Consider the following 18,055-nt stretch of genomic DNA (forward strand, 5'->3'; position numbering starts at 1 on the left):
ATGCGCGTCATGGCACAGATCGCGATGGTGATGAACCTCGACAAGTGCATCGGCTGCCACACCTGCTCCGTCACCTGCAAGCAGACGTGGACCAACCGCACGGGTGTCGAGTACGCCTGGTTCAACAACGTCGAGACCAAGCCCGGTGTCGGCTACCCGCGCCGCTACGAGGACCAGGAGCACTGGAAGGGCGGCTGGATGCTCGACAAGCGCGGGCGTCTCGTCCTGCGCTCCGGGGGCCGGATCAAGCGGCTGCTGTCGCTGTTCTCCAACCCCGACCTGCCGGCCATCGAGGACTACTACGAGCCGGTCACCTACGACTACGACAACCTGGTCAACGCCCCGGCCGGTCCGGACATGCCCGTCGCCCGGCCTCGCTCGGTCCTCACCGGCAAGCCCACCGCCATCACCTGGGGGGCCAACTGGGAGGACGGCCTGGGCGGCGCACCCGAGAACGCCGCCGGCGACCCCAACCTCAGCGGGGAATGGGCGGAGAAGGTGAAGTTCGAGTTCGAGCAGACCTTCCTCTTCCACCTGCCCCGCCTGTGCGAGCACTGCCTCAACCCGGCCTGCGTCTCCGCCTGCCCGTCGGGCGCGATGTACAAGCGGGTCGAGGACGGCATCGTTCTCGTCGACCAGGACCGGTGCCGGGGCTGGCGCATGTGCGTAACCGCGTGCCCGTACAAGAAGGTGTACGTCAACCACGCCACCGGCAAAGCCGAGAAGTGCACCTTCTGCTTCCCCCGCGTCGAGGCCGGCCAGCCCACCGTCTGTTCCGAGACCTGCGTCGGCCGCCTGCGCTACCTCGGCCTGCTGCTCTACGACGCCGACCGGGTCGGCGAGGCCGCGGCCACCCCGGACGACCACGACCTGCTGGACGCTCAGCGCGGGGTGTTCCTCGACCCGCACGACCCCGAAGTCCGCGCGGCAGCACGCGAGTCGGGTATCCCCGAGGACTGGCTGGACGCCGCCCGCCGATCCCCGGTCCACGACCTGGTGATGCGGTACAAGGTGGCCCTGCCGCTGCACCCGGAGTACCGGACCATGCCGATGGTCTGGTACGTGCCCCCGCTCTCCCCCGTCCTGGACGCCGTCGACGCGGCGGGCGGCAACCAGGACGACCCCGACCACGTCTTCGCCGCCGTCACCCGCCTGCGCATCCCACTGGAGTACCTGGCGGAACTGTTCACCGCCGGAGACACCGACGTCGTCGCCGGCGTCCTGATGAAGCTCACCGCCCTGCGCTCATACATGCGCGAACGCACCCTCGGCGAGGCCGGCGACGAGACGGCGCTGAAGGCGGTCGGGCTCACCGCCCGGCAGGCGGAGGACCTGCACCGGCTCCTCGCCGTCGCCAAGTATGCCGACCGCTATGTCGTCCCGGCCGCGCACAAGGAGGACGCCGCCGCGCTGACCGCGATGGAGAACCGCTGCCCGGTCGAGTCCTCCGGCGACCCGCAGCCCGCCGACGGCCGCCGCGTGATGCTCGGCATCCCCACCCTGCGCCGCCGTACGCCAAAAGCCCCCACCGGAGGCCACCTGTGAGTCCGCTGCCCGCAACCATTCCCGCCCTCGTCCGCACCCGCGTCCGGGCAGCCGTACGCCGCGCGGCCCGGCTCACACCTGAGGAGACGACCGGCCGAGCCCTGATACTGCGGCTCGTGTCGTTGCTCCTGCAGTACCCCGACTCCGAACTAACCGCGGCACGCACGGAGTTGACAACCGTAGTGGAGGCCCTTCCGGCCACGCCCGCGGCGGAACACCTGGCCCGGTTCACCACATGGTTCGCCGCACAAACTCCCGACGCGCTGGAGCGCCACTACGTCGAGATGTTCGACCTACGCCGCAAGAGCAGCCTCTACCTCACCTACTACCTGCACGGCGACACCCGCCGCCGGGGCATGGCCCTGCTCACCCTCAACCAGCGGTACAGGGCCGCGGGCTGGGACACCGGCGGCGGCGAACTGCCCGACCACCTGCCGGTCGTGCTCGAGTTCGCCGCCCTCGTAGGCCCGGGTGGTGGCGAGGCACCACTGCGCCAGCACCGACGCGGGCTGGAGCTGATCCACCAGGCACTGACCGACGCCGACTCCCCGTACCGGCACGTCCTGGGCGCGCTGCTCACCCTGCTGCCGCCGCCCACCGAGGCCGACCGCGCGGCGGTGGCCCAGCTCGTCGCCGAGGGCCCGGCGAACGAGGAGGTCGGCCTCGACCCCTACGGGACGTACGGAGACGGCGAGTTCGCCCCTCCGGGCACCTTCGTGCCGCCGGCGCCCGCCCCGTCGACTTGCGTGCCACCCGCTCCGACCAGCCGTACGGAAGGCCCCCGATGAGCGCCGTCCCCGCCCCTCCGGCCGCCGCTTCCACCAGCGGCGCAAATCTTCTCCTGTGGGTCGCCGTCCCCTACATCTGCCTTGCGGTGTTCGTCGTCGGGCACGTCTGGCGCTACCGCCAGGACCAGTTCGGCTGGACCTCGCGCACCAGCCAGCTCCTCGAACACCGCTGGCTGCGCTGGGGCAGCCCGCTGTTCCACCTGGGCGCCTTCATGGTGATCGCCGGGCATGTCGTGGGCCTCGCCGTTCCTGATACCTGGACCGAGGCCGTGGGCATCACCGAGCACGCTTACCACACCACGGCCGTCTGGGCGGGGTCCGTGGCGGGCGTCGCCATGGTCACCGGACTCGGCATGCTGTGCGCTCGTCGGCTGCTGACACGATCAATCCGGCTGGGCACCGACCGCAGCGACAAACTGCTCTTCCCGCTGCTGTCCGCCACCGTCCTGCTGGGCATAAGCGCCACAGCCGCGCACAACGTGTTCGGCGCCGGCTACGACTACCGCTCCACCGTCTCCGTATGGTTCCGCGGCCTGTTCGTCCTCCAGCCGCAACCGGAAGCCATCGCCGGCGCCCCACTGCTGTTCCAGTTGCACGCCCTGACCGCCTGCCTGCTCTTCGCCGCCTGGCCGTTCACCCGCCTCGTCCACGTATGGAGCGCCCCCATCGGATATCTCGCCCGGCCCTACCTGGTCTACCGAAGGCGGGCCACACCGGCGTCGGCCCCGACAGCCGCGGGCCGGCCCCGGTCAGCCTCCGGCTCCCGGCGAGCCGCATAAGTCACGGACCCGCGCTCGCTCCGGACGCCACGACCGCCCAGCCCACGCACGCAGCGGGCGCGAGCCGCCGAACGGGCGCCCAGCGTCATGCTGCCCACCCCGGAGCCGTCCAAGTCCGGGGCGCCTTCCACAGCATGACCGACGCCCGGCCGTGTGCCCTGCCCTGAGAAGCGCACCACATCGGCGCGTCCTTCGTCGAGGTGGTCCTGCTGGAGGCCGACCGGCGCCACCCCGGCAGCGGGCCGTCATCGGCGGAGGCTTCTTCTTCGCGCTCGACGGCGGCAAGGGCCAGCCAAAGACTAATGCTGCCTCTGATGCACTCTCTGGACCATTCGGAGCACCTTCCTGCTCTCCATGAGTGACTAATCGGAATGGTGCGCGTGCACCCGCGTCGCCGGTGGAACGTTCGTCCCCGAAATGAAGCCGCTGCCGCTATCGCGATGGAAAGGCATCTCACCGATTCAGCATGCTTCCTGAAAGCCCATCAGGAACCGCCCGTGTGCAATGTTCGTGCTGGTGAAAGCTGAACGAGTTGTCTCTCCGTCTGCCTGACCGGCGGACCTTGCGCTCGTGGAGAGGAAAACAGGAATGAAGAAGCTCGCCTGGACTGCCAGGGGTGTTGCGGCAGTCTCCGGAGCCCTGCTCGTCGGCGTTCTCGCGGCCCCACCCGCGGCTGCGGACAGCGATTCAGGAGTTTCCTTCGCCCAGGAACTGTCCGACAGCATCGCGTCCAGCTTCAACGGCGGGTCCCGCTGTGGACCGGTCGGCCGCGACGTCAGCTCCGCCGTCGTCGACTTCGGCGGCAGCGACCTGTTCGAGACGGAGTTCCGCGCGGCGACCGACCGCTGGGGGCACGCCTTCCTCAACGACAGCCGGAATCCGGGAGTCTGGATCAATCTCGCGCTGGTCGCCGGCGCTCCCAGTTGCACGGTGGACACCTCCTTGGCAGTCACCGAGTCGGATGACCCCGGCCACCTCTTCATCACCCTGCTGGCCGGCAACGGTGTGATCTACCGCGCCCAGTGCGACACCGTCGTCGGGACGCCCTTCACCCCGGAGAACATTGCGGCAGCGTGTGGCGCCGGGTTCGCTGCTGTTCCGGGTACGCCCGTCTGACAGTCCCCGAAGTCGGCTCGGCCGGCGAGCCGCCGCGACTCGCCGGAAAAAGGGGTGCGGGCAGGGGTGTTCAGCCCAAGGTCCTACCAGGCCCCGCTCCAGCGAGGCGATGACCGCGGTTAACGGCTCGGCACCCAGGAAGGCCGCCACCAGCGCGACGGCCTGACCCAGTTGAGGTCTGGGCACTGCGGAGTGGCGGGCGCACCCGGCACGGAAGCCTCCACGGTCCGAATCGCAGGCTCCGCACGCAGGCGCTCAGAACCTCACGCGGCAGACGGCCGGACGAGGGTGCTGTCGCTGGTGCGGCCGGCGAAGTAGTTCATGACGTTGGCCGCGGTCGTCTCGGCGATCTGGCCCACAGCGTCCCGGGTGAAGTACGCCTGATGGGAAGTGACCAGGACGTTGTTGAAGGTCATCAGCCTCGCGAGGCGTTCGTCGGTCATCACCTCGAGCGACTTGTCGAGGAAGAACACCCCGGCCTCCTCCTCGTACACGTCCAGGCCGACCCCGCTCAGCCGCCCCGCGCGCAGGGTTTCCAGCAGAGCGTCGGTGTCCACCAGGCCGCCACGGCTGGAGTTGACCAGGATTGCGTCGTCCTTCATCAGCGCGAACATGCGGGCGTCAACGAGGTGGTGGGTGTCTTCCAGCAGCGGCACATGCAGGCTGACCAGGTCCGCCTCGGCAAACAGCCGCTCCCGTTCGACGTACTTCATTCCCAGGGCCAGACAGTCGGGGTTCTCGGCCACGTCCCAGCCCAGCAGCCGCATCCCGAAGCCGTGGGCGATCCGCGCGAACGCGGCCCCGATCTTCCCGGTGCCCACCACCCCCGCGGTCCGGCCGCGCAGGTCCCGGCCCATCAGCCCGTCGAGCCGGAAGTCGAACTCCCGGGTCCGGTGCGCGGCCCGCACGATCCGGCGGTCCACGGCGAGCGCCAGCGCCCAGGCGAACTCGGCGACCGAGTACGGCGAGTAGAACGACACCCGCGCCACGCTCACCCCCAGTGCCTCGGCCGCTGTCAGGTCGATGTTGTTGTAGCCGGTGGACCGCTGAGCGATCATCCTCGTGCCGCCCTTGGCCAACGCGTGCAGCACGTTCGCGTCCAGGGTGTCGTTGACGCTGCTGAGCACCACCTCGTGGCCGGCCGCGGTCGGCGCGGTGTCCCGGTTCAGGAACAGCCGCAGACAGCGCAGTTCATGGCGGTCGCCGAACTCGCGGGCGAATGCGTCGTGCAGCAGGGGCTCCTCGTCCGCGAGGACGCCGTACGCGATGATCTCCATGTGCTCTCCTCCCGTTGGGCGGTTGATCAGGTTGATCACCTCTCCACCGTAGGGGCGGAGTCATGGGGCAGGTCCGATGGGCCTCAATGGCTTTCCGGACTGCGTCACACACCGAGGCCGCTCCTGCGAGCGGATTGCGCACGATCTCCTGGCTGCACGGCTTCCGCCATCTCCGCATCCGATGGCAACGACGCGACGACATCCACGAAGCGTTCCTCGGCCTCGCCGTCTGCCTGATCACCCACCGACACGTCCAACGGCTTTGTCAGCGCCTCTTAGCGGCCGTCTTGCTCGAGGCGGTCCTGGGCCTGGGTGGCGATCACGGCGGCCTGGATGCGCCGCTCCACACCGAGCTTGGCCAGCAGCCGGGAGACGTGGTTCTTGACCGTCTTCTCGGCCAGGTACAGCCGCTGGCCGATCTGTCGGTTGGTCAGGCCCTCGCCGATCAGAGCCAGGATCTTCCGCTCCCGGTCGGTGAGCCCGGGCAGGGCGTCCGGCTTCTCCTCGGGTTGCTGGTCCTGGCGCAGCCGGGCCATCAGCCGGGTAGTGGCACTCGGGTCGAGCAGGGACTGGCCCGCGGCCACGGTGCGTACGGCCGAGACCAGGTCGGAGCCCTGGATCTGCTTCAGCACGTAGCCGGACGCACCAGCCATGATCGAGTCGAGCAGGGCCTCCTCGTCGTCGAACGAGGTCAGCATCAGGCAAGCCAGCTCCGGCATGCGCGAGCGGAGCTCGCGGCACACGCTCACTCCGTCGCCGTCGGGCAGGCGGACATCGAGCACCGCCACCTGCGGGCGCAGCGCCGGAACCCGAACGAGGGCCTGTTCCACCGTGCCGGCCTCCCCGACCACGGTGATGTCCGGCTCGTCGTTCAGCAGGTCATGCACCCCGCGTCGTACCACCTCGTGGTCGTCCAGCAGGAAGACCCGGATCGGGTTGTCGGGTCCGGGTCGCTCGCTGTCCGCCATCGAATGCTCCTTGTCGTGCGCCGTCTGACGCCTGTCCGGGACTTCGCCCACCGGGCCTGACCGTTCCTTACCTACGCAAGATCTTGCGTGATTCCGGGCCGAAGAGCCAGGGCCGGTCGGCCCTACGGCCCCGGCGCCCCGACTTCCCACGAGGGACCAGATCGGATTGCCTACCCGGTGCCGGGGGATCTGGTCGGCGCGCAAGCGTTCGCCTCCGTCTACGGCGGTCTGCGGCGCGGCGGCAAGCCGGTCATGGTCACCCAGAACAGCAGCCTGCGCTGACGACTTCGCCGACGGCTTGGCGCTGCACGCGATCCGGCTGATTTTCGACAACATCGAAGCGGCAGTGAACAACCGAGCCAGCGGGCAGGAGCACGGGATCGTCTGGTTCGGGTGCGCGGCGCGCGACGCGCCGCTGTCGGCTGGTGAGAGGGATCCTTCTCATCGCGCACTACGTGGTCCTGTTCTTCCTTTGGATCGCCTTCACCTGTGGTGAACGGGATCGCGATCTTCGCCCTCGTGTTCACCGAGCGCTGTCCGCGCGTCCTGTTCGGCTCAGTCGTGCGGGACCACCGCGACCGGCGCGGAGGCGTGCTGGAGCGCAGCGTGCGTCACCGGGCCGATGTGGCCACCGACCGGCGAGCGGCGGTTCTTCCGGCCGACGACGACCAGGGACGCGTCCCGCGAGGCGTGCACGAGGTGGCGGCCCGCGCCGCCGACGACGGCCTGCTCACGCACCTCGATGCCCGGATACTTGTCCTTCCACGGCCTCAGCACATCGGTGAGCCGGTGTCGTACCTGCTCGGTCAGCTCGTCGTTGAGCCCGGCGTCCATGGCGGCGCCGTAGGTGTAGGCGGCCGGCAGCGACCAGCCGTGGACCACTCGCAGGTCGGCCGCGCGATGCTGGGCCGACTCGAACGCGAACCCGATGACGGCGTCTGCCGGGTTCTCCAGGTCGAGCCCCAGCACCACCTCGCGATACGGGGTCGCGGTGGACGGGGTCCCCGTGGCGTCCGGCCGATGTTCGTCCGCGGCACTCTCACCGGCTCGTACGAGGACGACGGGCCGCGGGGATCGTGCCACGACGGCGAGGGCGACGGAGCCGACCAGGAACCCGGCGAGTCCGCCGAGGCCCCGAGAGCCGAGGACCAGCAGGTCGGCGTTCTCGGCCGCGGCCAGCAGAGCGGGGACAGCCTGCTCTTCGGTCTGCTGTGTGGTGATCCGCAACCCCGGGTGACGCTCGGCGAGGCGGGATTCCGTCTCGCGCAGCATGTAGGCGGCCCACTCGCGCTGGGCATCGACCGCGTCTGGCGCCGGGACGCCGGCGAGCGGCGCATACAGGTAGTGCATCTGTTGCCCGCCACGGAGGAGACGCAAGGGCGCGTCGCGTCCCTGCGCTTCGCGGGCAGCCCAGTCGGCCGCGGCGAGGCTCTCGGGTGAGCCGTCGAGACCGACGGTGATGGTGGACATGTACGGACCTCCTTCAGGGGTGCCATGTCAGTCTCCGGCCCGAGACAGTGGGACAGCAGGGGGCCCAAGGTCCCTTCCGGGGGCCGAACGGCCCACGTGGCGGGAGCTCGTGGTGGGGTGTCAGCCTGGCGGGAGGAATGGCAGCATGCCGGGGTCGGCGCGCGAATCCAACTTCGCTGCGGGCGAGCGTCGCGTCCTCGCGGGCATGCCGGTCGGTGAGTACTTGTCCGTGCATTCCAGGAGCGGAACATGGGCCATGGCCTCGTCCGCCGACCAGCCGATGCCGGCGGCGCGGTACGGCGAGGCCACGCGGAGGTATCGACACCTGGTGTGCGCAGGTCCTCAATATGCCGACACCGACGGCCGGTAGCTGCGTGCAGGTCACAGTGCCCGCAAGCCGTGCCCCCGGAACTGCTCGCGTCCCCGCTCCGTCAGGTCCGGATCCGGCGAGGGTGTGTCCCGCAGCGGGAAGGGGATACCCAGTGCGTCGTATTTGTGGGCGCCGAGTCTATGGAACGGCAGGCCGCCCACCCGGCCGATGTTGCCGAGTCCGGCCAGGAACGCGCCGAAGCCGTCAACGGCCGCCGGGTCGCCTCGTCCGGCCGAGCCCGGTTTCAGATCAGCCGTTCCCAGGACGCACTTGGGCTGACCCGCAAGCCGCCCGGAGGTGCCACGGTCCAGCCGAAGGCCGATGCCCGCGACCAGGGCGAGGCCGATGCCGAGCAGGCCGAGCATGAACAGCCAGTCGGCCCAGGCGGCCCCGGCCCAGTTGTGGATGTGGACTCCATAGTCGGCCCTGTCGGGGCCGACGGGCCATCCCCCTGTGACCGCGGTCCTCGTCATCAGGTCGCCGGCACCAGCGCCACGGGACAGTGGGAGTGGTGCAACAGGGTGTGCGCGACCGGCCCGAGCCGGCCCACACCGTTGCGCGCGCCGATGACCACGATGCCGGCCTCGCGACTGCCCGCCAGCAGGGCGTGGGCCGGGCTGGTGTGGACCGTACGGCTGTCGACTTCGACCATGGGGTACGCCTCCCGCAGCCGGGCGATGCTGAACCGCGGAACAGCATCTTCCGCCCTGTCGTTCTGGGCCTGGCGCACCTGGCCGGGGCTCGTCGCGGGTACCAGCGAGGGCAGTTCGGGCGTGGTGTGACGGTGCGTAGAGGAGTGCACGACGCGCAGCCGCACTCCGCGCCGCTCGGCCTCCTGGAAAGCATGAGCGGCTGCCGCTGCGTCGGAGTCGCTCTCCAGGCCGAGCAGCACCTCGCGCCCCTCGTCGCAGGGGTGGTCCCCGCGGACGACCAGCAGCGGACCGTGCGCGTGCGAGGCCAGGCGCAGGCTCACCGACCCGGCCAGCAGGCCGGTGAGCCCACCGAACCCCCGGGTGCCCACGACCGTGAGGACCGCGCTCGCGCTCTCCCGCGCCAGCGCCACCACGGCGCCGCCCTCCGCGGCCCGGGTCTCCACCGGCAGCCCGGGATGCCGCTCGTGGACCCGCGCGGCGGCGGACGTAAGAATTGGCCCCGCCTCGTCGCGGTCGGCCACGGCATAGACGATGCGCAACACGGTGCCGCGACGCACCGCTTCCTCGGCGGCCCAGTCCAAGGCCCGTACGGCGACCAGCGAACCGTCCACGCCGACAACTACATGACGATCAGTCATTGTCCTGTTCCCTTCCATGCGTGGGGTGTTCACCCCCTGCAGGCGCCGAGGGTGGCGGGAAACGCGCCGCCGGTCGACTGGACGTCGATCCCCCGGCGGACCCACGAAGGATGCTCCTCGTCTGCGGACGCTGCGGACACAGGCCGATGGAACCCGCCGGCACGCCTTACGGCCCGTCACCTCGGGCCGTAAGGCCCCTCTCCGGCAGGAGGAGGGGCAACCGGGATGGAGGAAAGGGACGTTCATGAGGTGAGGTCCACCCCATACAGGCTGCGTCCGCCGATGAGCTCACGCCCGTTGACCAGTTCGGGCTCGACGCGGATCAAGACCTCCTGCGGTGTGGGCACCCAGGAAACCGGGCCGGTACGCGCCAGGCGTTCGTGCTCGGCGGGGTCGGTCACCACCCTCGCCGAGCCCGTGATGACAACGCTCCGGCCGCAGTGCCGGGCCACGTCGACGTCGTCGGCCTCGAAGGCGACCACCGCGCCGTCGACCGCGCGCACCAGTTCCGAGGCCGCGGTCGCCGCCGGAGATCCGGCCCGTTACGCGACACTGGCGGCAACCCTCGCGATCGGCTTGCTGTGCGTGTCGGCATGGGCGGCGCGCCTCGGCTTTGTCGCGGATTTGCTCGCTCGCTCGCATCGGCTGACAGCGGGCAGGGCCGTTGGGAGACGCTGCGGCGCCGTCCGGCCCTCCCTTCGGGACGCCCCGTTGGGCCGATGCGCCCGAGTCGGTGGGGCCGTTCGGCCTCTCTTCGCCCAGCACCGCGTAACGACGCCAAGCGCGGCTTTCGGCCTGGTAGACAGAAGTTGGCCGCCCTTCGTCGGACGCGGTCTCCTTGCCCCTCACCAGCCCTGTCCGGGAGGCTTCATGCTGTCCACAGACTCCGCCGCCGTGGTCCGTGCCACCCTGCCCGCCGTGGCCGGCGCGCTCGACGAGATCACGACACGCTTCTACGGCGCGATGTTCCGCGACCGGCCGGAGCTGCTCGACGGGCTGTTCAACCGCGGCAACCAGGCCAGCGGAGCCCAGCGCCGCGCGCTGGCCGGATCGATCACCGGGGTCGCGACCGCGCTGCTCGAAAACCCCGACACCCGCCCGGACGTCCTGCTGGACCGGATCGCGCACAAGCACGCCGCGGTCGGCGTCACCGACGACCAGTACACGATCGTGCACAAGTACCTGTTCGGCGCGATAGCCGAGGTCCTGGGCGACGCGGTCACCCCGGAGGTGGCGGCCGGCTGGGACGAGGTGTACTGGCTGATGGCCGGCGCCCTGATCGGCCGTGAGGCCCGCCTCTACCAGGAGGCAGGCGTGGAACCCGGCAAGGTATGGCGGCAGTGGACGGTCGTCGAGCGCCGCACCGAAACCCCGGTCGTGGTGTCCTTCGTCCTCCGCCCGGCCGACGGAGAGCCGGCTCCACAGGCACGGGCGGGCCAGTACGTGAGCGTGCGGGTCCTGATGGCCGACGGAGTGCACCAGCTGCGCCAGTACAGCCTCTCCTCCGACCCGGGCGGACAACTGCGGCGCATCACCGTCAAGCGCGTCGCCGGCACGGCCGACGCACCGGACGGGGAGGTCTCCAACCTCCTGCACGACCAGATCCACGAGGGCGACGACCTGACGCTCTCCGCTCCCTTCGGCGACATCTTCCTCGACGACCCGGACGACGCCACCACTCCGGTCGTCCTCGTCTCCGCCGGCATCGGCGGCACCCCCATGACCAGCATCCTGGCCCACCTCACCGCTCTCGGCTCGACCCGCCCGGTACTGGTCCTGCACGCCGACCGCTCCCCCGCCGACCACGCCCTGCGCTCCGAGACGAGCCGGCTGGTCGAGCAACTGCCGGGCGCCCGCGCGGTCTTCTGGTACGAGCACCCCGGCTCGGAGGAACCCGGCTCCCGCGAGGGCCTGATGAACCTCGACGGCATCGAACTGCCCGAGAGCGCCACGGTGTTCCTGTGCGGCCCGCTGCCGTTCATGCGCGACGTCCGCGCGCAGCTGCTGGGCGCCGGGATTCCGGCACAGCGCATCCGCTACGAGGTCTTCGGCCCCGACCTCTGGCTGCCCGACTCGGCGGCCTGAACGGCGAGCATCCCAACTCATCTCCAGGAGGAACCGACATGACCAGGAATGACACCCAGGCCACCGCTCCCAGCCTGTTGCTGCGTTCGGACGGGGAAGTGGACGAGGAGACCCTGTCGTACGCCCGGGCCAAGATCGACGCCGTCGTGAGTCGCCCGGGCCTGCCCGCCGTCACCGGCGAGGTGCACATCACGAGAGCCTCGGCCAACCACGCGGACCGTCCTTGGTCGGCGACGGCCGCCCTGCGCCTCGGACAGCGTGAGGTTGTCGTGCTCGCCGAGGAGGCCACCGGCCGGGAGGTGGTCGACCAGCTCCAGGACCGGCTGCGCCGCCAGACCGACAAGGCCGTACACGCCGGACAGGCCGACGGTCGGGTGGCCCCGCCGTGGCGCGGCGGCTCCGCAACCGCTCGTCCTGTCGCAGGCAGCGGCAGCGCAGCGGACTCTCACCCGGCGTGAGTCCGCAGTCAGGACAGGCCCGGTCGGTGACGGTCACCGGCCGGCCCCCTACGCTTTGCCTATTTTGAAACGGTTTTGTCGCTCACGGGTGGCCGTCGGGGCCGTCGAGGGAGGAAGGCGGCCGCCCCTCGCCGCGCACAGTGCTGTCCAAGTGCGCCGAAAGGGCGGCCGCCGGCATGAGGCCGACTATGTCGGCGGCCTGCTCTCCGGCGCCGCGGCCTGCAAGCCGGCGAGCAGTTCGGCCTGGCCCGCCAGCACCCCGGACAGGATCGTCCGCGCCACCCGGAGCAGCTCCGCCACCTGAGGACTGGTCAGTGAGTAGTACACGGCCGAACCCTCCCGGCGGGTGACGACCAGATTGGCCCGGCGCAGGACTGCCAACTGTTGCGAGAGGTGGGCGGGCTCGACGCCGAGTACCGGCAGCATCTCGGAAACCGCGTGCTCGCGCTCGCTCAGCAGCTCCAGCACGCGGATCCGGACCGGATGCCCCAGCGTCTTGAAGAACTCCGCCTTCAGCTGGTACAGCGGCGCGCTCACCGAGCCCACCTCGCGCCCGAGCGCGCCGCCGCAAGGCCGGACGATCGTTGCCGAGCCTGCACCGCGCATCGCATCCACCCAAAACTCTTCGCCATGGGGCCATCCTCGCGCCATCACATCAACATGACGACCTTGGGAATTGCTAAGATTGGCAACTACCGACGTCCAGAGAGGGAGGTTCGGGTGCGAATCCCACGGCTGCGTGGCGGCGGCGCTCTGCACAAGTGTCCCGCGTGCCGTCTCAAGTGCCTGCCCGCGGCCGTCGAACCTGACGGCTCATGCCCCCGCTGTGGGCATCAGCGCCTGCTGAGCATGGACATCGACCGCGGCTGGATCCGGCACGGCGCTCGCGCGGCGCACAGCAACAAGCCTGCCGACGGCGATCGCTGAGAGACCCGGCGTGAACATCAGCTGGAGTGTCGAAGAACAGTGCGGCGTGGCGGTCATGAGTGCCGCACGCTCCTCGGCAGCAATGCGATCGGCCACTTTTCGGACGGATTCGGCTGGGTAGCAGCCCCGCCCGAGCACGTGCAGTGTCCCGGCCGTCGGCAGGCCGGGGCAACGCAGGAGGCGGCAAACAGAGCGAAGACCTCTGCGTCAGAGCGCCCCTCGGCGGACACCCGCCGCCGGGCGGCATCGTAGATTACGCCTTCTTCAGGAACTGGGTCTTCAGGACCAGGCCCTTGACCTTCTTGGTGTTGCACTCGACTTCGTCGGGCTTGCTGGTGAGGCGGATGTTCTTCACCAGAGTGCCGCGCTTGAGGGTCTCGGAGGTGCCCTTCACCTTCAGGTCCTTGATCAGTGTTACGGAGTCGCCATCCTCCAGGACGGTACCGTTGCTGTCCTTCACCACGATGTCGTTCATGCTCTGTCCTTGCTCGTTCTCGTTCTGGTGCTTCTCTTACATCTGGCCCTGGCGTGCGGGATTCCGGACGCCGGGCCAGTCGGTCGTGCGCCACTCCCGTGCTTCTTCGGTCGCGTCGTGGTCCTGGTGCGCGGCGAGTGCGGTGGCAAGGTCGCAGTGGTGAGGGACTGGCGGGTGGGTGCCGTCCGGCACAAGCGAGCCGTCCGAGGGGATCGCGGCAAGCTCCAGGCGGCGGCCCTCGTCGGCGAGCCGTTGGGCTGCCTGGGCCACGGCGAGCTGGCCCCCGGCGGACCAGCCGCGCAGTTCGGTGAGGTCGAGGATGACCGGTCCGGTGCCGCGTGCCAGGGCCCAGCCGACGGCACCGGTGAACCGGTCCACCGCGTCGGCGCCGAGGAACCCGGCCAGGGAGAGGATGCCGAGCCGCTCGCGGTTGGTGTAACGCCACTCGATGGTCATCGCCGGTCTCTCGTTCTCGCAGGGCTCATAGGGGGAGTGTGATCCAGATGCTCTTGCCCCGGCCGTCCGCGTCCGCGCGCAGGACCGTGGTGCCGCCGAGGCCGAGGGTGAGTTCGGCGACGGTCGCCAGTCCCCCGCGGTGCGCGAGATGGGCGTGCAGCAGAGAGGGCTGATACGGGTGGCGGTCGTGGACAGCGAACGCGAAGGTGTCCTGGCCGCCCGCGTAGATCACGGTGATGTTCGGGGACAGCACCGATGCGTGCCGCACGCTGTTGGTGACCAGTTCGCTCAGGATCAGCAGCGCGGGGTCGACGATCCGATGGGTCCGGTGGATGCCCCACTCGGTCACGACCTGCTCGGTGGTCTCCCGCGCGATCCGGACGGCGGAGCCCATAGCCGGGAGCGTCAGCACAAGCCGGTACGGCAGGGTCTCGTGCTGATCGGTCATCAGGCTGTCTCGTGGGCGAGGCGGAAGCCGGTCACCGTCTGGGGGTGGATGCGTACGAGGGAGTCGTGCGGGCCGTGGACCCAGCCGGGCAGCGTACGGCGGTAGTGGGCGGCCTCGTTGGGGTCGGTGATGATCTCCGCCGGGCCGGTGGCTGTCACCGTCCACCCGGTGCCTCCGGCCACCCGTATCTCGTCGGCGTGGTACGTGAGCGTGGTCCTGCCGGTGACGGCCGACGCCTGGGCCGGAGTCCGGACGATCAGCCGCCCGTACTGGAGCAGGTGCACGGCCGGGCGGACCACGGCGGTCTCGCGCTGGACGTAGACCAGTCGTCCCTGGGCGGCGCCTTCGAGCAGCCACAGGGCCTCGGTGCCGGAAACCTCGACCATACGACGGGAGACGGGCGTGCTCATGGGGATGCCTCCTCGGCGACGCGGGCGCCGGGTTGTGCGGGAACGGCGGGCAGGACGCCGGCGCCGTGCAGATGAGCCCGGGCCCCAGTGATCGCCTCGGGGGTCGTGGCGTACTCCCGGCCGTCCAGGCCCAGTAGGTCCAGCGCCCCGACCGAGTCGAGGACCTGGCGCTGGCCGGGTCGTATCCCGGAGCTCATCACGACGATGCCGCGCCGGTCGAGCTTCTCGATCGCGTCCTTGAGCACCAGTGCGCCGGTGGCGTCCATGGTCGTGATGCGCGACATGCGCAGGATCACGACGCGTACGTCGGCGACCTCGGTCAGCTCCAGCAGGAAGCGGTGTGCGGCGGCGAAGAACAGCGGCCCGTCGATCCGGTACGCGACGATGTGCTCGGCCAGCAGCGCCTGCTCCTCGTGGCTGTGGTCGGCCAGGTCGAGCGGCTCCTGCTCCATCCGGGCCTGCTTGGCCACCGCCCGCAGCGCCAGTGCGCCCGCGACAGCCAGCCCGATGATTACCGCGTAGACGAGATCCAGCGCGAGGGTGGCAACCGCGGTCAGGACGAGGACCAGCGCGTCGGAGCGGGTGGCCTTCGCCATCGCCCGCAGCGACCCGACCTCGACCATGCGGATCGCGGTGGCGAGCAGCACTCCGGCGAGCGCGGCCAGCGGGATCTTCGATACGAGGGGGGCGGCGGCGAAGACGATAAGGGCGAGCAAGGCGGCGTGCGTCAGGGCGGCGAGCCGCGAGCTGGCACCGGTACGGACGTTGACCGCGGTACGGGCGATCGCGGCGGTCGCTGGAACGCCACCGAACAGTGGTGCCGCCAGATTCGCGACGCCCTGACCGAACAACTCCCGGTTAGGGTCGTGCTGCTGACCCACCGTCATGCCGTCCGCGACGGTCGCGGACAGCAGCGACTCCAGCGCCGCGAGTGCGGCCACCGCCACGGCCGGGGCGAGGAGTGAACCCAGTGCGCTGGTGTCGAGGAAAGCGAGGGACGGCGCAGGAAGCCCGGACGGCAGATCACCGATCGGGGCCGCCGCGTCCAGGTGGAACAGCTGCGCGACGACTGTCGCGCCGATCACCGCGAGGATCGAGAACGGCACGGTCGGCCGCCGGCGTGCCCCGAGCAGCATCATCGCGGCGACGCCGACGGCGATGGCGACGGCCGTCCAGTTCGGGGTCCGTACGAACGCCTCCAGCGCGTGCCATGTCACCACCAGGACCCGTTCGCCCTCCGGCTTCTGTACACCGAGGGCGCTCGGCACCTGCTGCAGGAAGATCACGCAGGCGATGCCGAAGGTGAAGCCCTCCACCACCGGTGCCGGCACGTAGCGCATGTACTTTCCTGCCCGCAGCAGGGCCAGCGCGAGCAGCATCCCTCCGGCAAGCAGCCCCACGGTGAGCACCCCGCTGGGACCGTACTGGGCCACGATCGGCACCAGCACCACTGTCATGGCGCCGGTAGGTCCGGACACCTGGAGATTCGAGCCACCGAACAGCGCGGCGAGCGCGCCCGCGACCACCGCGGTCGCAAGCCCCGCCCGTGCGCCGAGCCCCGAGGAGACGCCGAAGCCCAGAGCGAGCGGCAGCGCGACGACCGCCACGGTCAAGCCCGCGAGCAGATCGCGCCGCGGGTCCCTGGCCATCGTCGCAAAATCGGCGCGGGCAGGCAGCAGGGACCGCACCCGGCCCCAGGACCGGGCAAGCAACGCACTCACCGGGAAGAAACCTCGGCTTCCCCCCGCAGCTCCGCCAGCAGCTCGTTCTGGCCGGCCAGCATTTCGGTCAGGATCCGCCGGGCGGCCCGCAACAGATCCGCCACGTCACCGCCCGCGAGCTCGTAAACCACGGTCGAGCCCTCACGCGTCGAGGTCACGATCCCCGACCTGCGCAGGACCGCGAGCTGCTGCGACAGCGCCGACGGCTCCACCTCGATCTCTGCCAGCAGATCCCGTACCGGCATCTGGCCGCCCTGCAGCAACTCCAGCACCCTTATGCGCACGGGGTGCCCCAGCATCCGGAAGAACTCTGCCTTGGCCTGGTACAGCGGAACCGGCACGGTCGCGGACTCTCCTCATCACCCGTACGGAGGGACATCGTTTCGTACTGCGCCTGCGGCTACCTGCGGACACAGTAAAAGCATGATGTAGCAAATTGCAGAATTTTGCAATTCCTGATCGTCAGAGGTGCCCCTTTGCATCGGCACAGCGGATGTCGGCCAGCATGATCCTTTTCTGGGCGCTGATCATCACCGCTGTCGTTCTGCTCCTCCGTGCCCTGGGCCAGACCCCCTGCACGCCTCCAGTCCATCCGCCAAGCCTTGTCCCACCTTGACCCACAGGCCACAGCCCGTTGGGCGGGGGCCGATCGGGCGAGCCGAGGTCCGAACGGCTCTCCAGTCGTTCCCGGTCGGCCCTATCCGTCGTACGGCTTGTGACGGAGGCTCATGACAGAGAATCGTGGACCGCTTCGAAAGGTCAGTCATGAAGCATCTGCGAACTGTCGGTGACGTGATGACCCACGCGGTGATCGCGGTTGGTCCGGACGCGCCGATCAAGGAAATGGTCGAGAGTATGCGGCAGTGGCGGATCAGCGCCCTGCCGGTTCTCACGGGCGACGGTCGCGTCGCGGGCGTGGTCTCCGAGGCCGATCTGCTGGTGAAGGCGCAGGGGGACGACACGTCAGGGGCGGTGACAGCACAACAGCTGATGACCGCTCCGGCAATGACGGTGTCAGCCGACGCGACGGTCGCCGGAGCCTCCCGGCTGATGGCGCGCGGTCATCTCAAGCGGCTCCCCGTCGTCGACGGCGAGGGCCACCTGATGGGTGTCGTCAGCCGTGGCGATCTGCTGAAGATCTATCTCCGCCCTGACGCCGACATCGCGGAGGAAGTGCGGAGCGAGCTGGTCGCGCAGCTGGTCCCGGTCGGCTCAGGAACGGTCCACGTGCATGTCGAGGACGGGCTCGTCGCTCTGACCGGCACGGTTCCCGACACCTCACTTCCGGACATTCTCGCCCGGGCCGCCCGGGCAGTGCCTGGCGTCGTGAACGTGGAGGCCGACATCGATGTGGATATGCCGGTGAACTGAGCGGAGAGCAGGCCTGTTCGGGTCCCCGCGGGCCGGCCGAAGGAGCCCCGACCATGACTGGAACCGTCGCCGCGGGCCGGGCGGCTCGCCGCAAAGTATC

At 70.0% G+C, this 18,055-nt stretch carries 19 protein-coding genes and 3 pseudogenes; 8 read left to right on the forward strand and 14 right to left on the reverse strand.

The annotated features are described in order from the left end of the window. The 4 genes from narH (at position 1) to FBY35_RS01080 (ending at position 4,228) form a co-directional block, all read left to right on the forward strand. Positions 1 to 1,545, forward strand: coding sequence for a nitrate reductase subunit beta (narH, locus tag FBY35_RS01065; protein WP_142211964.1), 1,545 nt, complete (start codon positions 1 to 3; stop codon positions 1,543 to 1,545). Then, positions 1,542 to 2,333: a nitrate reductase molybdenum cofactor assembly chaperone gene (narJ, locus tag FBY35_RS01070; RefSeq protein ID WP_142211965.1), complete on the forward strand. Its 792-nt coding sequence runs from the start codon at positions 1,542 to 1,544 to the stop codon at positions 2,331 to 2,333. Before narH ends, narJ begins: the two co-directional genes overlap by 4 nt. Further along, a complete protein-coding gene (gene narI / locus FBY35_RS01075; RefSeq protein ID WP_142211966.1) occupies positions 2,330 to 3,112 on the forward strand; it encodes a respiratory nitrate reductase subunit gamma in 783 nt (260 codons plus the stop codon). Before narJ ends, narI begins: the two co-directional genes overlap by 4 nt. Before the next feature lie 588 nt (positions 3,113 to 3,700). Continuing rightward, positions 3,701 to 4,228: a hypothetical protein gene (locus FBY35_RS01080; protein WP_142211967.1), complete on the forward strand. Its 528-nt coding sequence runs from the start codon at positions 3,701 to 3,703 to the stop codon at positions 4,226 to 4,228. A gap of 263 nt (positions 4,229 to 4,491) precedes the next feature. Here FBY35_RS01080 and FBY35_RS01085 read toward each other — a convergent pair whose 3' ends face one another. Beyond that, a complete protein-coding gene (locus FBY35_RS01085; protein ID WP_142211968.1) occupies positions 4,492 to 5,505 on the reverse strand; it encodes a 2-hydroxyacid dehydrogenase in 1,014 nt (337 codons plus the stop codon). A 137-nt stretch (positions 5,506 to 5,642) separates the two neighbouring features. On the opposite strand from FBY35_RS01085, the pseudogene FBY35_RS01090 reads away from it, so the two are divergent. Continuing rightward, a pseudogene (locus FBY35_RS01090) lies at positions 5,643 to 5,768 on the forward strand (IS5/IS1182 family transposase); the annotation flags it as partial. A 12-nt stretch (positions 5,769 to 5,780) separates the two neighbouring features. On the opposite strand, the gene FBY35_RS01095 reads toward FBY35_RS01090, so the two are convergent. The 5 genes and pseudogenes from FBY35_RS01095 to FBY35_RS01120 form a co-directional block, all read right to left on the reverse strand. After that, positions 5,781 to 6,473 carry a response regulator transcription factor gene (locus FBY35_RS01095; RefSeq protein ID WP_142211969.1) on the reverse strand — a complete coding sequence of 231 codons (693 nt, stop codon included), beginning with the start codon at positions 6,471 to 6,473 and terminating at the stop codon, positions 5,781 to 5,783. A 555-nt stretch (positions 6,474 to 7,028) separates the two neighbouring features. Next, a complete protein-coding gene (locus tag FBY35_RS01105) occupies positions 7,029 to 7,943 on the reverse strand; it encodes a universal stress protein (RefSeq protein WP_142211971.1) in 915 nt (304 codons plus the stop codon). A gap of 381 nt (positions 7,944 to 8,324) precedes the next feature. Continuing rightward, a pseudogene (locus FBY35_RS01110) lies at positions 8,325 to 8,534 on the reverse strand (pyruvate formate-lyase 1-activating enzyme); the annotation flags it as partial. 251 nt (positions 8,535 to 8,785) lie between these two features. After that, positions 8,786 to 9,604, reverse strand: a complete 819-nt coding sequence (locus FBY35_RS01115) for a universal stress protein (RefSeq protein ID WP_142211972.1) — start codon at positions 9,602 to 9,604, stop codon at positions 8,786 to 8,788. A gap of 242 nt (positions 9,605 to 9,846) precedes the next feature. Next, positions 9,847 to 10,125: pseudogene (locus FBY35_RS01120) on the reverse strand (pyridoxamine 5'-phosphate oxidase family protein); the annotation flags it as partial. A 349-nt stretch (positions 10,126 to 10,474) separates the two neighbouring features. On the opposite strand from FBY35_RS01120, the gene FBY35_RS01125 reads away from it, so the two are divergent. After that, positions 10,475 to 11,689, forward strand: coding sequence for a globin domain-containing protein (locus tag FBY35_RS01125; RefSeq protein ID WP_142211974.1), 1,215 nt, complete (start codon positions 10,475 to 10,477; stop codon positions 11,687 to 11,689). Positions 11,690 to 11,727: 38 nt separating this feature from the next. Next, the gene (locus tag FBY35_RS01130; protein WP_142211975.1) at positions 11,728 to 12,147 is read left to right on the forward strand and encodes a hypothetical protein; all 420 of its coding nucleotides are present in this window, start codon (positions 11,728 to 11,730) and stop codon (positions 12,145 to 12,147) included. 186 nt (positions 12,148 to 12,333) lie between these two features. On the opposite strand, the gene FBY35_RS01135 is transcribed toward FBY35_RS01130, so the two are convergent. The 8 genes from FBY35_RS01135 to FBY35_RS01170 form a co-directional block, all read right to left on the reverse strand. Then, complete coding sequence (locus FBY35_RS01135) at positions 12,334 to 12,684, reverse strand: metalloregulator ArsR/SmtB family transcription factor (RefSeq protein WP_142211976.1); 351 nt, start codon at positions 12,682 to 12,684, stop codon at positions 12,334 to 12,336. Positions 12,685 to 12,960: 276 nt separating this feature from the next. Beyond that, positions 12,961 to 13,131: a hypothetical protein gene (locus FBY35_RS35970; RefSeq protein WP_160159191.1), complete on the reverse strand. Its 171-nt coding sequence runs from the start codon at positions 13,129 to 13,131 to the stop codon at positions 12,961 to 12,963. 196 nt (positions 13,132 to 13,327) lie between these two features. Beyond that, a complete protein-coding gene (locus FBY35_RS01145; protein ID WP_142211978.1) occupies positions 13,328 to 13,549 on the reverse strand; it encodes an alkylphosphonate utilization protein in 222 nt (73 codons plus the stop codon). A 36-nt stretch (positions 13,550 to 13,585) separates the two neighbouring features. Then, positions 13,586 to 14,005 (reverse strand): STAS domain-containing protein, encoded by a 420-nt coding sequence (locus FBY35_RS01150; RefSeq protein WP_142211979.1) that lies wholly within the window; start codon positions 14,003 to 14,005, stop codon positions 13,586 to 13,588. A 25-nt stretch (positions 14,006 to 14,030) separates the two neighbouring features. Continuing rightward, entirely contained in the window at positions 14,031 to 14,453 is a 423-nt protein-coding gene (locus tag FBY35_RS01155; protein ID WP_142211980.1) for an ATP-binding protein, read from the reverse strand. Next, positions 14,453 to 14,863, reverse strand: coding sequence for a pyridoxamine 5'-phosphate oxidase family protein (locus tag FBY35_RS01160; RefSeq protein WP_142211981.1), 411 nt, complete (start codon positions 14,861 to 14,863; stop codon positions 14,453 to 14,455). Before FBY35_RS01160 ends, FBY35_RS01155 begins: the two co-directional genes overlap by 1 nt. Continuing rightward, on the reverse strand, positions 14,860 to 16,584 hold the full coding sequence (locus FBY35_RS01165; protein ID WP_142211982.1) for a SulP family inorganic anion transporter: 1,725 nt from the start codon (positions 16,582 to 16,584) through the stop codon (positions 14,860 to 14,862). Before FBY35_RS01165 ends, FBY35_RS01160 begins: the two co-directional genes overlap by 4 nt. After that, the gene (locus tag FBY35_RS01170) at positions 16,581 to 16,925 is read right to left on the reverse strand and encodes a metalloregulator ArsR/SmtB family transcription factor (RefSeq protein ID WP_142211983.1); all 345 of its coding nucleotides are present in this window, start codon (positions 16,923 to 16,925) and stop codon (positions 16,581 to 16,583) included. The genes FBY35_RS01165 and FBY35_RS01170 overlap by 4 nt, the downstream gene beginning before the upstream one ends. Before the next feature lie 424 nt (positions 16,926 to 17,349). On the opposite strand from FBY35_RS01170, the gene FBY35_RS01175 reads away from it, so the two are divergent. Next, the gene (locus tag FBY35_RS01175; protein ID WP_142211984.1) at positions 17,350 to 17,955 is read left to right on the forward strand and encodes a CBS domain-containing protein; all 606 of its coding nucleotides are present in this window, start codon (positions 17,350 to 17,352) and stop codon (positions 17,953 to 17,955) included. The last annotated feature ends 100 nt before the right edge of the window (positions 17,956 to 18,055 follow it).

Source organism: Streptomyces sp. SLBN-118, assembly GCF_006715635.1.
GTDB lineage: Bacteria > Actinomycetota > Actinomycetes > Streptomycetales > Streptomycetaceae > Streptomyces.

What these genes read in the sequence shown, in the direction of transcription:
- FBY35_RS01155 (WP_142211980.1), bottom strand. Translation starts at nt 14,453, where the DNA reads ATGACCGATCAGCACGAGACCCTGCCGTACCGGCTTGTGCTGACGCTC.
- FBY35_RS01080 (WP_142211967.1), top strand. Translation starts at nt 3,701, where the DNA reads ATGAAGAAGCTCGCCTGGACTGCCAGGGGTGTTGCGGCAGTCTCCGGA.
- FBY35_RS01145 (WP_142211978.1), bottom strand. Translation starts at nt 13,549, where the DNA reads ATGAACGACATCGTGGTGAAGGACAGCAACGGTACCGTCCTGGAGGAT.
- FBY35_RS01130 (WP_142211975.1), top strand. Translation starts at nt 11,728, where the DNA reads ATGACCAGGAATGACACCCAGGCCACCGCTCCCAGCCTGTTGCTGCGT.
- FBY35_RS01095 (WP_142211969.1), bottom strand. Translation starts at nt 6,473, where the DNA reads ATGGCGGACAGCGAGCGACCCGGACCCGACAACCCGATCCGGGTCTTC.
- FBY35_RS01175 (WP_142211984.1), top strand. Translation starts at nt 17,350, where the DNA reads ATGAAGCATCTGCGAACTGTCGGTGACGTGATGACCCACGCGGTGATC.
- FBY35_RS01150 (WP_142211979.1), bottom strand. Translation starts at nt 14,005, where the DNA reads ATGACCATCGAGTGGCGTTACACCAACCGCGAGCGGCTCGGCATCCTC.
- FBY35_RS01160 (WP_142211981.1), bottom strand. Translation starts at nt 14,863, where the DNA reads ATGAGCACGCCCGTCTCCCGTCGTATGGTCGAGGTTTCCGGCACCGAG.
- FBY35_RS01105 (WP_142211971.1), bottom strand. Translation starts at nt 7,943, where the DNA reads ATGTCCACCATCACCGTCGGTCTCGACGGCTCACCCGAGAGCCTCGCC.
- FBY35_RS01115 (WP_142211972.1), bottom strand. Translation starts at nt 9,604, where the DNA reads ATGACTGATCGTCATGTAGTTGTCGGCGTGGACGGTTCGCTGGTCGCC.
- FBY35_RS01085 (WP_142211968.1), bottom strand. Translation starts at nt 5,505, where the DNA reads ATGGAGATCATCGCGTACGGCGTCCTCGCGGACGAGGAGCCCCTGCTG.
- FBY35_RS01125 (WP_142211974.1), top strand. Translation starts at nt 10,475, where the DNA reads ATGCTGTCCACAGACTCCGCCGCCGTGGTCCGTGCCACCCTGCCCGCC.
- FBY35_RS35970 (WP_160159191.1), bottom strand. Translation starts at nt 13,131, where the DNA reads ATGACCGCCACGCCGCACTGTTCTTCGACACTCCAGCTGATGTTCACG.
- narI (WP_142211966.1), top strand. Translation starts at nt 2,330, where the DNA reads ATGAGCGCCGTCCCCGCCCCTCCGGCCGCCGCTTCCACCAGCGGCGCA.
- narH (WP_142211964.1), top strand. Translation starts at nt 1, where the DNA reads ATGCGCGTCATGGCACAGATCGCGATGGTGATGAACCTCGACAAGTGC.